This window comes from Pantoea sp. SYBGC1 (assembly GCF_057197005.1).
Genome location: NZ_JBXUNM010000001.1, coordinates 1032095 through 1046194, shown reverse-complemented (window position 1 = coordinate 1046194; position 14100 = coordinate 1032095). Strand labels below are relative to the sequence as shown.

Sequence of the window (14100 nt, the reverse complement as noted above, 5' to 3'; positions counted from 1 at the left end):
CTTAACGTCGATCAGCCGGCAGCCGCCCGGCTTTGTTGACATCGTACCACCAGTTTTCCAGCCCGGTTGCGAAAGCGGGCCGGACGGCAGGGTAAGCATATTTGTTCCAGTAGGCCAGGCGCTGCTCAGCGCTAAACCACATCGGTATCATATACGCCTGCCAGAGCAGAATGCGATCCAGCGCCTGACCCAGCGGCAGCAGCGCCTGCTCATCGCCCTGATGCGCCACAATCTCTTTGATAAAGTGATCGACCACGGGATCCTTAACGCGCGCGCTGTTCCACGATGAGTCGATATACTCTGACTGCCAGTTCACGCGCAGGCTGGCAGCAGGCCACGGCGCAGCCGGGTAGAGCGTCTGAATCATATCGTAGTCGCCTTCGCGCAGCCGGCGCAGAAACTGTGAGTTGTCGACCTGGCGCAGGGTGGCCGTAATGCCCAGTCGGGCCAGACTCTGCTGCCAGGGCAGCGCCCACTCATTCTGCGCGCCGCTGCGCAGCAGGATCTCAAACCGGAACGGTTCACCGCTCTGGCGATTGACCAGCTTCCGGTTGCGGATCTCCCAGCCCGCTTCTTCCAGCAGCTGCATCGCCCGCAGCAAATTAGCCCGGTTATAGCCGCTGCCATCCGAGCGCGGTGGCGTATAGATTTCACTGAAGAGGACAGGCGGCAGCTGCGCTTTCCACGGCGCCAGCAGCTGCAGCTGTGCCGCGTCGGGATAGCCGGCCGCCGCATATTCTGTGTTCTGAAAGTAGCTGCCGGGGCGGCGCCACGCGTGGTAAAACAGCGCCTTATTCATCCACTCAAAATCAAAGGCCAGCGTTAACGCCGCGCGCACCCGGCGGTCGGCAAACAGCGTTTTTTGATTATTAAAGGCGAGCCAGCGGGTATCCGTAGCGGCGTCCTGAGGCGTGGTCAGTTTTACGATGGTCTGTTCTGCAAATGGCCCGCCCTTATACTGCGTCGCCCACTTTTTTCCCGACAGCTCTTCGCGCAAATCGTAAGCGCCCGCCCTGAAAGCTTCAAAAGCGACGTTGTCATCGAGATAGTAGTCATAGCGCAGCGTATCCAGGTTAAAGCGTCCGCGATTGACCGGCAGATCGGCGGCCCAGTAATCCTTTACCCGACTGTACTGCACAAACTGGCCCGCCTTATAGGCAGAGATGCGGTAGGGTCCGCTGGAGAGCGGCGGGTAGCCAAGCGGCTCATTGAATTTGCGGCTCTGCCAGAACGTTTCCGGCAGCACGGGCAGCGTCAGCCAGCTCAGGATACGATCTTTATCCGGCCGCGGTGGCGTAATGCGCACCGTAAGGCGATTGAGCGCGGTGACTTCCGTGCCGCGGAACGCGACGCGAAACTGCGGAACGCCTTCGCGCATCAGCTTCTGAAAAGTAAATGCCACATCGCGGGCGGTGACGGGCGTGCCATCATGAAAGCGGGCGTGTGGATTGAGGGTAACCTCCATCCAGCGGAAATCCTGAGGATAGCGTGCCCGTTCAGCAATCAGCGGATAGTAGCTGGCGGGCTCATCATCTGAGGTGGTAAACAGTGAATCGTAGAGGGTTTCCGTGCCGGCGGCCGGATTTCCGCGTGAAGCAAAGCGGTTAAAGTTATCAAACGTACCGACCACCGCCAGCGTCATGCTGCCGCCTTTCGGGGCAGCGGGATTGGCATAAGCGTAGTGGGTAAAGTTGACCGCGTAGCGCGGCACCCCCAGCTTTGCAAACGCATAGCCTTCACGTACCGGCTCGGCGCGCAGCGGCATCAGTACGCCGCAGAGCAGCAGAGTTATCAGACGCAGCATAAGTGAGAGACTCTCCCGAATAGTCTGTGCTTCAGTTCAGCCGGTAAGCGTGTGAAGCCACCTTACCCGAAACGCGGAAAGTTTTGATAGTAGCTGATCAACTTTTCCGGCCGCAGCGGCCGGCTGAACAGGTAGCCCTGCAAATGCGTTACGCCGCGGCTGACCAGCCAGCTGGCCTGTTCGCGCGTCTCCACGCCCTCAGCCACCGTTTTGAGATTGAGTTTTCTGGCCAGCAGCAGCACGGCGTCCAGAACCGGTGAGGTCAACGTCTCGGTGCCGATGCTCTGAACAAATCCCCGATCTATCTTCAGATAATCAAACGGATACTTTTCCAGATAGATCAGCGCGCTGTGGCCGGTGCCGAAATCATCGATGGCAATGCTGAACTGGTTAGCGCGCAGCCAGGCAAACACCTCTCCGGCATTGGCTTCTTTCACCATGGTGCGCTCGGTGATCTCAAACACATAGCTGAAGTGGTCAGCTGGCATTGCGGCAATCCACGTCTGAACGTCGTGACGAAAGCTGTCGGCGGCAAGATGCAGCGGAGAGAGGTTCAGGCTCAGACGCGTACCGCGCGGCAGCTGCTGGCTCAGGCTATGCGCGTCGCGCGCGACCAGGCAAAACAGATGCCGGGTGAGCGGAATAATCAGGTTCTGCGCTTCGGCATAGCTGATGAACACATCGGGCGGGATCGTGCCCTCTATAGGATGCGCCCAGCGCAGCAGCGCTTCCACGCCGTAGGGTTCACCGTTATGTGCCATGATCAACGGCTGATATTCAACATAGAACTGCCCGCGCCGGATAGCCAGCATGATCTCGCGCGCCGGGCGCTGGTGGCGGTTAAGCAGCACGCCGGTCAGACAGCCGATCATCAGCGCAAACAGGATGCCGGTCAGCAGCGTCATTTGATAGTCGCGCGTTGCCAGCGTGCTGCCGTACAGAACAAAGCGGATATCACTGTGCGGCAGCGTAAGGGCGGTCAGGCCAGCTGGCAGATCGCGGCGCGGGATAGCGTGGCTGACGTCGCTCTTCAGCGCATTGTTGCCAATAACCAGCGCCATGCCGGTGATTTCAGGGTGATAAGAGGCGAGCAGCTGATAGGGCGCAAGGGAGAGGTTAACCGTTGTCAGAATGCCGCTCTCTGCGCTACCGGGATATTTGATCCACAGCACCAGCGCCGGGCGCGACGGCAGCAGCGGGGTACCCGGCAGCAGCCGTATATCGCGATCGCTTTCCAGATCGGTGGCGGGTGAAATCTCACTGGCAGGCAGCCTGAAGGCGCCAGTGGCCGATGAGCACCAGGCGAGGCCGTTCCGCACCAGCAGAATTGCGCGGATATTGTCTGTAAAGGCGGCACGCGAGGTGAGCTCACGGCTGATGCTGTTGCAATCCAGCAGCGTATACTGCTGCAGCGGACGCAGCGTGTCGGTCAGCGTCGCGAGCATCTGCTGCAGGTCGTCCGCGCTGTGCTGCAGCAGCAATTCATGCTGCTGCTGGCGTTTATGCCAGGTCAGCGTAAGCAATATGCTGATAAAAAGAGTAAATGAAACCATGCCTGCCAGCGCACTCTTCCAGAACAGGCGGCGCATGTGCGTAGCGTGCGGTTTCAGCGTCCGCGACAGTGGCATGGTGTCAATGTTCCTGATATTGCCATGTGAGTAAACCGTCTGAGGCTGCACCGGAGAGGGAGTGAGAATATAACGAGGATGCCTGGAAAGTCTTGTTATATTTCTGATTACCAACCGGATTTCAGCGGAGCATATATCCGCAATAAAAAAAACGCTGCCGGGGCAGCGTTTCTGTTTTCTCTGGCTGAGAGAATCATCGGAGAGAGGGATCAGCTTGGATTTTTAGCCAGAACCCGTCGTGCTTCGCGGTAGCGCGTTTTCCAGTAGCTGTCGTTGAGATTTGAAATCATGACGCCGCTGCTGGTAGAGGCGTGAACAAAATTATCATTGCCCAGATAGATGCCGACGTGTCGCCCGGTTGAGCCGGCGCGGAACAGCACTAAATCACCCGGACGCAGTTTACCGCGCGAAATGCCTTTGCCCGTATCCTGCTGCTCATAGGTAGAGCGGGGCAGCTCCAGACCAAACTGGTCGCGAAAGGTGCGCTGAACAAAAGCAGAACAGTCGATGCCACGTTTGGTGTCACCGCCTAAGCGATAGCGGACACCTTTCCAGTCGCTGTACTGTTCCATGATGCGGGACTTGATGTCCACGTTCTGCACCATTTGTTCAAATTCGTCCTGAGACGCCTGAAGTAAAAAACCATTGTGGTTGTTAACTTCATGATTCTCGTTTTTCGCATTCTGGCCGTTATGGCTGCTGCTACATGCTGATAAAAGTGTGGCTAATGCTACCGCGGGAATGATCCGCCTGAGGTATCTCAGAATTGGTTGAGACTTGACCATTATACGTGTGTTCCTTCGATGTCCTTACGACAGAATGTCGCCAGCCAGATGACAAAACGGGTTGAGATTAATAAGTACAGCGGTCTAAGACAAATCCTTAATTACTAAAATGTGTTAATGCACACATTTTTCGCTCAGTTTGCCACCACATTTTATGCTGCACCAGGTTAATCGAGCTTGAGGTTAACTGATTACAGACCCCGTGGCGAGTGGTTTTATATAAATTTCTATAGGTTTTTTTGATGTAAATTAAAACATTCACTGAACGGCTACTTTATCACCAGTCGGGCGTAATTAATGCGCAAATAAGCGGCGGCTTAAGCAGGTAATTCCGGCGTTAGCGCTGATTTTCAGCGGGTTCTGACTGGACAGGGGATAACAAGAGAAAATGTTAAGGCTTGTTTGCCATCATGTTTTCTTTTGATGGCAAACTGTTAGGTTGCTAATAGTTTTTTTAAACATTCAATAAGCGCAGGCGGGTCACTTTTCGCTCTCCGGTTACCTGCGCTAAACAATTACCCGCGTGGCTTATATTTGCCAGGCAGCGTGCGATATAGCCACGCCACCAGTTTGTCGCTGGCCGGCGTTAATAACCACCAGCTCAGTCCAACGAATATTACCGACAGCGAACCCACGGCAATATCGGTAAACCAGTGGGCGCCGGCCATTATGCGCGGCAGGGCAAACAGCACCACAATCAGCACGCCGGTTAAAAATGCCCGGAAGCCGAAATAGCGCCACATAAAACAGGCAAAAATAATCAGCATCATGCCGTGGTCGCCAGGGAAACTGTCGCGCGAGGCATCCTTCGCCGGAATACCGGTAAGTTCACTGACGCGATGGACGTTATCAAAAAACAGCGTCGGGCTGGCGTGTTTCACCGGCAGCAGATGTCCCAGCTGGTTAAGTAAAACTGCCGTTAGCAGCATAGTGATCCCGATAGCCAGCATACGACGACGGCCTTCAGGTGTTTCACGTCGCCAGAAGGCGAGGTAGAGCAGCCCCATCGCCAGCAGTGAAACCGCGTCAAAACCGCGATAGTTGGTTATCGCCACCAAAACGGCAAACGCGTGGTGATCGACCATCAGATCGTTAAAGCTGAAAAAGATCCCTTTATCGATAGTGAACCAGAAACCGTGATTGGCCGGCAGATACCATGAGAGAAACAGCATCACACCCAGCGCGTTAAGCAGCAGGATGGTGACAAGACGTGTTGCGCGCATAAAAAAAGTAACACCCAAAAAGTGAAATAACGGGCAAACCTATCGCAATTAATTTAAACGAATCTTCAACAGCGAGGTCTGCAGAGCATTCCAGTCGGCTGGCTGATGATGGATCAGTTCAATACGGCTATCGGGAGGCGCGACCGGACGGGTTTCAATAAACAGATCGTCCCCCTGGCGATTAACGTTCACCAGCCCATCTGGCGTACGCAGCACGCCTTTTACCCGGTCGACCGGCGCACGTCGCGCCCATTCCAGCAGCGGAATGGTATCAAACTGCGTCTCTTCATCGAAAATCCAGCCACATGAAGCATAGCCCTGACCTTCATTCAACGCACGCCGCCAGCGCGCCTGACCCTCCAGTTTCAGCGCCGCCAGTCCCTGCGGGCGGGTACTGTGAGCGTGGTGGAGTGCGTCCGGAACCGGACGATCGTTTCGTGCGGGGTGCGTCAGCAGCGCCGGATCGATTTTTCCCCAGGCTGTCTCTGTCAGCAGGCGATCGCCCAGATTGTCCCGCTGCCACTCCGCCAGGCGCTGGCGATCTTCCGGCTGCCAGCGATCGCTTTTGCTGGCGACAATAATGTCAGCGGCAGTGAGTTGGTCGCGAAAATTTTCATTTGCGGTCACGCGCGTATCGGCAAGCTGGCGCGGATCGAGCAGGGTCAGTGTCGCATCTACCGTTATCCACGGCTGATAGACGGCGGCGCGCAGCATATTAAGTAACTGTTTGGGGTGGCCAAGGCCGGTGGGTTCGATAATCAGACGATCGGGTCTGGCCTGTTTCAGCAGCATATTGAGCCCGACCTGCAGCGGCAGACCGTTTACGCAGCACATGCAGCCGCCGGGGATCTCTTTTAGCTCAGCGCCGCGGTTGGCCAGCAGGGCGCCGTCTATACCGACTTCGCCAAACTCATTGACCAGAATGGCCCATTTTTCATCGGCCGGTTTATGCGCAAGCAGATGCAGCAGCGTGGTGGTTTTGCCGCTGCCGAGAAAGCCGGTTATGAGGTTGACGCGCGTCATAATTTCTCCCTGTAGCCTGCTGCTATCTGGCAGGCAGTGAACTGATCGCGCGGCCGGTAACGCGGGCCGCGCCCGATGTTGTTATAGTATAACAACCTGTCGGGCGCGGACAACGCAGCGATCAGTCGGCGCGACTCATATAGCGCCGTTCAGCTACATGAATGCGGATACGGTCGCCGTTGCTGAGGTATTCAGGCACCTGCACTGAGAGGCCGGTGCTCATCATCGCGGGTTTCGTGCGCGCGCTGGCAGATGCGCCTTTGATGCCGGGCGTGGTATCAGCAATCACCATATCCACCGTCTGCGGCAGCTCCAGCGCCAGAACCTGGCCCTCCATCGTCAGCACCTGCATACCGGGAATACCGCCCTCCGGGATAAACAGCAGCTCTTCGGCAATCTGCTCCTGCTTAAAGTTGTAGGGCGTGTAATCTTCATCATCCATAAAGACATATTCGTCGCCGTCGATATAAGAGAAGGTCACCGGGCGACGGCTGAGCTGAATGGCATCGATAATATCGTCGCCTTTAAACCGCTCTTCGACCTTGAGGCCGGTACGCACATCGGTAAACCGCATTTTATAGAGCGTGGCCGCCCCACGTGCGCTGGGACTCTGCACATCAATATCCTTCACCAGCAACAGCTTGCCGTTCCAGGTCACGGCCATTCCTTTTTTGATTTCGTTTGCCTTAGGCATAATGTTATTTACTCAGAAAAGAGAGGTGCGCGTCACGTTACGCGCGCGATCGGAAACAGGCAAGTAAGGCCCGGTAAAATTGTTATCTGCGCATAGCTTTCAGAGGGCGGGACTGCTATTGTCGCCGCGAAATCTCTGCCGGAGCGCCTCATGTTATGCCGCGATCGGTGCGGTGCCTGCTGCACCGCGCCCTCAATCTCTTCGCCTATTCCGGGTATGCCTCATGGCAAGCCCGCCAATACGCCCTGCGTTCAGCTTGACGCGCAGCAGCGCTGCCAGCTATTTGGTTCGCCGCTGCGTCCGGCGGTCTGTGCGGGCCTGCAGCCTGGACCGGAAATGTGTGGTCGCAACCGGGAAGATGCGATGATTTATCTGCTGCAGCTTGAGGCAGAAACGGCACCCTGAACAGCTGTAAGCGTGCTGAAAATCTTCCCTGGCCGCCGTCTTCACTTTCAGCAAACCCATCAGCGGCGGCGTGCGAAAAATCTTAATTTCCCGATGAAGTGTGCGTAGCATCAAAGATCTATTCTTTGGTTTACGCATTTTCTTGCCTCAAAGGTCCGCCTGTACCATATTCCCTGAAACGTTTCAGCGTTGTAGTTGCGGCTAAGTGGCTGTGATGCAGCGTGTTTTTTCGCCATTAAGCTGAAACGATTCAATTCAGCAAGCGAGGAGAGATATGTTCCAGCTCGAAGTTCAGGCCATCCATACCGGCGCCACGGCACAGACAAAAGAAGACGCTATTCGTCAGGTTGCCGCCGCGCTGACTGCAGCAGGCAACGTTGCTGAAGGCTATGTCAGCGGCATGCTGGCTCGCGAACAGCAGACCAGCACCTTTCTCGGCAACGGCATTGCTATTCCACACGGCACCACCGACACCCGCGACCTGGTACTGAAAACCGGCGTACAGGTTTTTCAGTTTCCCCAGGGCGTAGAGTGGGGCGAAGGGCAGGTTGCCTATGTGGCTATCGGCATCGCCGCTAAATCAGATGAGCATCTGGCGCTGCTGCGTCAGCTGACGCATGTATTAAGCGATGACAGCGTGGCAGAGCAGCTAAAAACGGCCTCTGCTGACGATCTGCGCGCGCTGCTGATGGGTGAGAAGCAGGGAGCTGAATTTACCTTTGATACCTCGCTGATTGCGGTAGATGTGGCGGCGAGCGATCTGATCACGCTGCAGGCGCTGAATGCCGGTCGTCTGCAGGCGGCGGGCGCAGTTGACGCCGCATTTATCACCGACGTTATCTCCCGCACGCCGCTGAGTCTGGGGCAGGGGATCTGGCTGAACGACAGCGCGCAGGGCAACCTGGGCAGCGCAGTCGCGGTAAGCCGCCCGGCGGTGCCGTTTGACCGGCAGGGCGAGCGCGTGGCGCTGCTGCTGACGGTTGCCGCAGTGGATGAGCGTCCGCTGGAGGTGCTGGGCTACCTGAGCAACCTGCTGCAGAACAATAAAGCTGAACGTCTGCTGAAAGCGGATGCAGCCGGTGTACTGGCGCTGCTCACCAGCGAGGTGGATGAAGCCGCTGAAGTGCTGACCGCAGAATTTACCATTCGCAATGAGCATGGCCTGCATGCGCGTCCGGGAACGGCGCTGGTCAGCGTTATCAAGCAGTTTAACAGTGATGTCACGGTTACCAACCTTGACGGCAGCGGTAAGCCCGCTAACGGCCGCAGCCTGATGAAAGTGGTGGCGCTGGGCGTGAAGAAAGGCCATCGCCTGCGCTTTACCGCCAGCGGTGACGATGCGCCGCAGGCGATGCAGGCTATCGAAGAGGCCATTAATTCCGGTCTGGGCGAGGGGGCAGCATGAGCCGTCGTGTCGCCACCATTACGCTGAATCCGGCGTATGACCTGGTAGGCTTTACGCCGGAGATAGAGCGCGGTGAAGTCAATCTGGTCAAAACCACCGGCCTGCATGCGGCAGGCAAAGGGATCAACGTTGCCAAAGTGCTTAAAGATCTCGGCATCGACGTCACCGTTGGCGGCTTTCTCGGCCGGGAAAATCAGGATGGCTTCCAGCAGCTGTTTAGCGAGCTGGGAATAGCTAACCGCTTTCAGGTCGTGCAGGGACGTACCCGCATCAACGTAAAGCTTACGGAGAAAGATGGCGAGGTGACCGACCTCAACTTCTCCGGCTTTGAAGTAACCGCGCAGGACTGGGAGCGTTTTACCGCAGACTCACTGACCTGGCTCGGCCAGTTCGATATGGTCTGCGTCAGCGGCAGCCTGCCGGGCGGCGTAACGCCAGAGGCGTTTACCCGCTGGATGAGCGATCTGCGTACGCTCTGTCCGTGCATCATTTTTGACAGTAGCCGTGATGCGCTGGTTGCGGGTCTGAAAGCCGCCCCGTGGCTGGTTAAACCAAACCGGCGCGAGCTGGAAATCTGGGCTAACCGCAAGCTGCCTGAACTGCAGGATGTGATTAGCGCGGCGCATGAGCTGCGCGAACAGGGCATTGCCCACGTGGTGATCTCGCTCGGCGCAGAAGGTGCACTCTGGGTCAACGCATCTGGCGAATGGCTGGCAAAACCGCCGGTCTGTGAGGTTGTCAGCACGGTTGGTGCCGGTGACTCCATGGTTGGCGGCCTGATTTATGGCCTGCTGATGCGTGAATCCAGCGAACATACGCTGCGGCTGGCTACCGCCGTGGCGGCAATGGCTGTCAGCCAGAGCAACGTCGGCGTAGCCGATCGTACCCGGTTGGCCGCGATGATGGCGCGCGTCGACTTACAACCCGTTAACTAACAGCAGGAGAGCGATGATAATGAAAACGCTGCTGATAAAAGATTCTTCACTGGGACTGGCCTCCGCACATCTGGCTATCGAACGTCTGCGTGCTGCAGCAGCACAGGCCGGACTGGAGCTGGTCAGCACTGCCGCTGAAGCCGAACTGATCCTGGTTGCCGGCGATAATATTCCGGAAGATGCGCAGCTGACGGGCAAATCCATGGCGCGCGTTGATGTACAGCAGGCGCTGCGCGATCCGCAGGCGGCGATAGCACAGGCGCAGGCAAACGCGCAGCGCTGGCAGCCCGCAACCGCACCGGCAGCCGGCGCTGCGACAGCACCGGTTACGGCCAATGCACAAAAGCGCATCGTCGCTGTGACCGCCTGTCCGACCGGCGTCGCACATACCTTTATGGCGGCAGAAGCGATTGACGCGGAAGCGAAAAAACGCGGCTGGTGGGTAAAAGTAGAAACCCGCGGTTCCGTTGGCGCGGGCAACCCGATTACTCCGGAAGAGGTGGCCGCCGCCGATCTGGTGATCGTGGCAGCGGATATCGATGTGGACCTGGCGAAATTTGCCGGCAAGCCGATGTACCGCACCTCTACCGGCCTGGCGCTGAAGAAAACGGCGCAGGAGCTGGATAAAGCACAGGCAGAAGCGAAAGTTTATCAGCCTTCCGGCAGCCAGAGCGCCAGCGCACAGGGCGACAGCAAAGAGAAAGCGGGCGCCTATCGTCACCTGCTGACCGGTGTCTCCTACATGCTGCCGATGGTGGTTGCAGGCGGCCTGAGCATTGCGCTGTCGTTTGCGTTCGGGATCACCGCGTTTAAAGAGCCGGGCACGCTGGCAGCGGCGCTGATGCAGATTGGCGGCGGCAGCGCATTTGCGCTGATGGTACCGGTACTGGCAGGCTTTATTGCGTTCTCTATCGCCGATCGTCCCGGCCTGACGCCCGGTCTGATTGGCGGCATGATCGCCACCAGCATCAATGCCGGTTTCCTGGGCGGTATTATCGCCGGCTTTATCGCCGGTTATGCGGCGAAGTTCCTGAGCAGCAAAGTGAAGCTGCCGCAGAGTATGGAAGCCCTGAAGCCTATTCTCATTATTCCGCTGGTCGCGAGCCTGATCACCGGCCTGCTGATGATCTACGTGGTGGGCAAACCGGTTGCCGGCATCATGAGCGGCCTGACCAGCTGGCTGGCAAACATGGGCACCGCGAACGCCGTGCTGCTGGGCGCCATTCTCGGCGGTATGATGTGTACCGATATGGGCGGCCCGGTCAACAAAGTAGCCTACGCGTTTGGCGTCGGGCTGCTGAGTTCACAAACCTATGCGCCAATGGCCGCGATTATGGCCGCGGGCATGGTGCCACCGCTGGCGATGGGTTTGGCGACGCTGGTTGCACGCCGCAAGTTCAATAAAGGACAGCAGGAGGGCGGCAAAGCGGCGCTGGTGCTGGGTCTCTGCTTTATCTCTGAAGGGGCCATTCCGTTTGCGGCGCGCGATCCGATGCGCGTGCTGCCGTGCTGTATCATTGGCGGAGCCGTGACCGGCGCCATCTCAATGGCGATTGGCGCGAAGCTGATGGCACCTCACGGCGGTCTGTTTGTGCTGCTGATCCCGGGTGCGATTACGCCGGTGCTGGGCTATCTGCTGGCGATTATCATCGGTACCGCGATTGCCGGTCTCGGTTATGCCGTACTGAAGCGTCCGGAAGAGGAGCTGGCGAAAGCCGCGTAACCTGCGGATATAAAAAAAGGGAGCTGCGGCTCCCTTTTTTATTGTCGGCTATCCGGCGTGCTGCTCAGCTTTAAGCCAGGCGATCTCATCTTTCCAGATATCGGGATTAATGGTTTCCAGGATCAGCGGGATGTTATCGAAGCGCGCATCTTTCATCAGCCAGCTGAACACGGTTTTGCCGATGTTGCCTTCACCCAGACTGTGATGGCGATCGACGCGGCTGCCAAGTGCGCTTTTGGCATCGTTCAGATGCATACCGCGCAGATAGTTAAAGCCCACCACGCGCTCAAATTCGGCAAAGGTTGCGACGCAGTCAGCTTCGGTGCGCAGATCGTATCCGCCGGCGAAGGTGTGACAGGTATCAAGACAGACCCCCACGCGCGATTTATCCTCCACGTGCTCAATAATGGTTGCAAGATGTTCAAAGCGATAGCCGAGATTACTGCCCTGGCCGGCGGTATTTTCAATCACCGCGACGACATTCTGCGTTTTATCCAGCGTGATATTAATCGATTCGGCGATGCGCTTCAGGCATGTCTCTTCATCAAGCTTCTGCAGATGGCTGCCGGGATGGAAGTTCAGCAGCGTCAGGCCAAGCTGGTCAGCACGCTGCATCTCATCCAGAAAAGCGGCGCGTGATTTCTCCAGCGCTTCAGCCTCCGGATGACCCAGGTTAATCAGAAAGCTGTCGTGCGGCAGGATTTGCGCGGAAGAGTAGTTATACCGTGCGCAGGCGCTTTTGAACGCGTCAATGGTCTGCGCAGAGAGCGGTGCAGCTTTCCACTGACGCTGATTTTTTGTAAAGAGCGCAAAGGCGGTGGCCTCCAGCTCATGGGCGCGGATCACTGCCTGATCCACGCCGCCGGATGCGCTGACGTGTGCACCGATATATTTCATGCCGCTCTCCTGTATGGACGTTAACTAAAACAAGGCGCACATGATAGCGGAAGCGGCTATGCCATGAAATGTTGCACCAGCAAATTCAGGCCGCCGCCGCCGACGATGAGCCAGCAGAACATCATCAGCCCCAGCAGTAGCGGCTTCACGCCCGCCTGTTTCAGCGCGGAGAAACGCGTGCTCAGACCCAGCGCTGCCATCGCCATCGCCAGCAGCAGGTTAGCCAGCTGGTTCAGCGCGCTAACCACTCCGGCTGGCAGCAGCTGCAGTGAATTAACCAGCGCGACCGCGATAAACAGCAGTGCAAACCACGGAAAGCTGCGCGCAGACGTTGCCGTGCGCGGACCGCGCTGACGGAGCCAGCTACCCAGCAGCAGCAGGAAAGGGGCCAGCATCATGACGCGCAGCATCTTGGTGATCACCGCCATATTCTCTGCTTCAGCGCCTATGGCGTGCCCGGCCGCCACCACCTGTGCCACCTCATGCAGCGTGGAGCCGGTAAAGATGCCAAACTGCGCGGCGCTGACAGCGGGCAGCAGCGCAAACAGCGTGGGATAAAGCAGGATCCCGGCAGTACCAAACAGCACCACGGTTGCCACCGCCACCGCCACTTTCGAGGCGTCAGCTTTGACCACGGGTTCCGTCGCCAGCACCGCCGCCGCACCGCAGATGCTGCTGCCGGCACCAATCAGCCACACCATCTCGCGATCCATCTTCAGCAGCCGGATGCCAGCCAGGCAGGTAAGCAGGAACGTTGTGCCGATAATCAGCGTATCGATAATCACGCCGCGCAGGCCGACGTCGGCTATCTGCTGAACGGTGATGCGAAAACCAAAAAGAATAATGCCGAGGCGCAGCAGGCGCTGTTTTGCCAGCAGCACGCCGCTGTCGCAGTGGCTGGCGATACGCGGGTAAAAAGTATTGCCTGCAATAATGCCGCCAACGATCGCCAGCGTCAGCGCGCCCAGACCGATGTGAGACAGCCACGGCAGCGTGGTAAGCCAGGCGGCGCAGCCTGCCAGCGCTGCCGTTAGTGCCAGACCCGCCACCACGCGGCAGGGCGGGAGCGCCGGTTTTATTATGCTAAATTCAGCCATTAACCACCTCCTGAGTATGGCAATAGCCTGCGCCTCTCTGATATAAAAGTGAAATTGATAATATCTTTATAATCGACCGGAATAAGTGATAAGGAGAAGGGCTATGTTTGTGCGCCTGCGCCGCTGGGCAAAGCTGATTAAGCGGGATGTGCTGACGCTGTGGTTTGCCTGTCGCGATCCGCGTACGGCATGGTGGTTCAAACTGATGGCGTTTGGGCTGGTGGCCTATGCGCTCAGCCCGATTGACCTTATTCCGGACTTCATCCCGATTATTGGTCTGCTGGATGACGCCATCATTGTACCGCTTGGCGTGATTATTCTGCTGCGCCTGCTGCCGCGCGATATTCGCATCAGCAGCGCTGAACGCGCGGAAGTGCAGCGCGCACGCGGAGTAAAAATTGTCAGTCGCGCCGGATTTGGCCTGATCCTGCTGATCTGGATCGGCATTATCGTCTGGCTGATACAGCGCTATATGGCGTGA

General features: G+C 57.5%; 13 protein-coding genes. 5 read left to right on the top strand and 8 right to left on the bottom strand.

Annotated elements, in window-relative coordinates; all coding sequences use genetic code 11:
* Window position 1 precedes the first annotated feature (1 nt).
* The 6 genes from AC2CF9_RS04865 to yeiP all read right to left on the bottom strand — a co-directional run bounded on the left by AC2CF9_RS04865 (window position 2) and on the right by yeiP (window position 7157).
* Window positions 2-1804, bottom strand: a complete 1803-nt coding sequence (locus AC2CF9_RS04865; protein WP_484556373.1) for an extracellular solute-binding protein — start codon at window positions 1802-1804, stop codon at window positions 2-4.
* A gap of 62 nt (window positions 1805-1866) precedes the next feature.
* Complete coding sequence (locus AC2CF9_RS04860; RefSeq protein ID WP_484556372.1) at window positions 1867-3432, bottom strand: cyclic di-GMP phosphodiesterase; 1566 nt, start codon at window positions 3430-3432, stop codon at window positions 1867-1869.
* A gap of 209 nt (window positions 3433-3641) precedes the next feature.
* On the bottom strand, window positions 3642-4217 hold the full coding sequence (gene mepS, locus AC2CF9_RS04855) for a bifunctional murein DD-endopeptidase/murein LD-carboxypeptidase (protein ID WP_150016503.1): 576 nt from the start codon (window positions 4215-4217) through the stop codon (window positions 3642-3644).
* A gap of 515 nt (window positions 4218-4732) precedes the next feature.
* Window positions 4733-5440, bottom strand: a complete 708-nt coding sequence (locus AC2CF9_RS04850) for a phosphatase PAP2 family protein (protein WP_484556371.1) — start codon at window positions 5438-5440, stop codon at window positions 4733-4735.
* A 48-nt stretch (window positions 5441-5488) separates the two neighbouring features.
* Entirely contained in the window at window positions 5489-6463 is a 975-nt protein-coding gene (locus AC2CF9_RS04845; RefSeq protein ID WP_150016501.1) for a CobW family GTP-binding protein, read from the bottom strand.
* Window positions 6464-6584: 121 nt separating this feature from the next.
* Window positions 6585-7157 carry an elongation factor P-like protein YeiP gene (gene yeiP, locus AC2CF9_RS04840; protein WP_484556370.1) on the bottom strand — a complete coding sequence of 191 codons (573 nt, stop codon included), beginning with the start codon at window positions 7155-7157 and terminating at the stop codon, window positions 6585-6587.
* 150 nt (window positions 7158-7307) lie between these two features.
* On the opposite strand from yeiP, the gene AC2CF9_RS04835 reads away from it, so the two are divergent.
* The 4 genes from AC2CF9_RS04835 (at window position 7308) to fruA (ending at window position 11625) form a co-directional block, all read left to right on the top strand.
* Window positions 7308-7562, top strand: coding sequence for a YkgJ family cysteine cluster protein (locus tag AC2CF9_RS04835; protein ID WP_150016500.1), 255 nt, complete (start codon window positions 7308-7310; stop codon window positions 7560-7562).
* A 274-nt stretch (window positions 7563-7836) separates the two neighbouring features.
* The gene (gene fruB / locus AC2CF9_RS04830) at window positions 7837-8967 is read left to right on the top strand and encodes a fused PTS fructose transporter subunit IIA/HPr protein (protein WP_484556369.1); all 1131 of its coding nucleotides are present in this window, start codon (window positions 7837-7839) and stop codon (window positions 8965-8967) included.
* Window positions 8964-9902, top strand: coding sequence for a 1-phosphofructokinase (gene fruK / locus AC2CF9_RS04825; protein ID WP_150016498.1), 939 nt, complete (start codon window positions 8964-8966; stop codon window positions 9900-9902). The genes fruB and fruK overlap by 4 nt, the downstream gene beginning before the upstream one ends.
* Before the next feature lie 19 nt (window positions 9903-9921).
* A complete protein-coding gene (gene fruA, locus AC2CF9_RS04820; protein WP_484556368.1) occupies window positions 9922-11625 on the top strand; it encodes a PTS fructose transporter subunit IIBC in 1704 nt (567 codons plus the stop codon).
* Window positions 11626-11673: 48 nt separating this feature from the next.
* Here the strand turns inward: fruA and nfo are convergent, their stop codons facing one another.
* Entirely contained in the window at window positions 11674-12522 is an 849-nt protein-coding gene (nfo, locus tag AC2CF9_RS04815) for a deoxyribonuclease IV (RefSeq protein WP_150016496.1), read from the bottom strand.
* 56 nt (window positions 12523-12578) lie between these two features.
* Window positions 12579-13619, bottom strand: coding sequence for a YeiH family putative sulfate export transporter (locus tag AC2CF9_RS04810; protein WP_484556367.1), 1041 nt, complete (start codon window positions 13617-13619; stop codon window positions 12579-12581).
* Between the two features lie 103 nt (window positions 13620-13722).
* Between AC2CF9_RS04810 and AC2CF9_RS04805 the strand changes: the two genes are divergently transcribed.
* The gene (locus AC2CF9_RS04805) at window positions 13723-14100 is read left to right on the top strand and encodes a YkvA family protein (RefSeq protein WP_039385465.1); all 378 of its coding nucleotides are present in this window, start codon (window positions 13723-13725) and stop codon (window positions 14098-14100) included.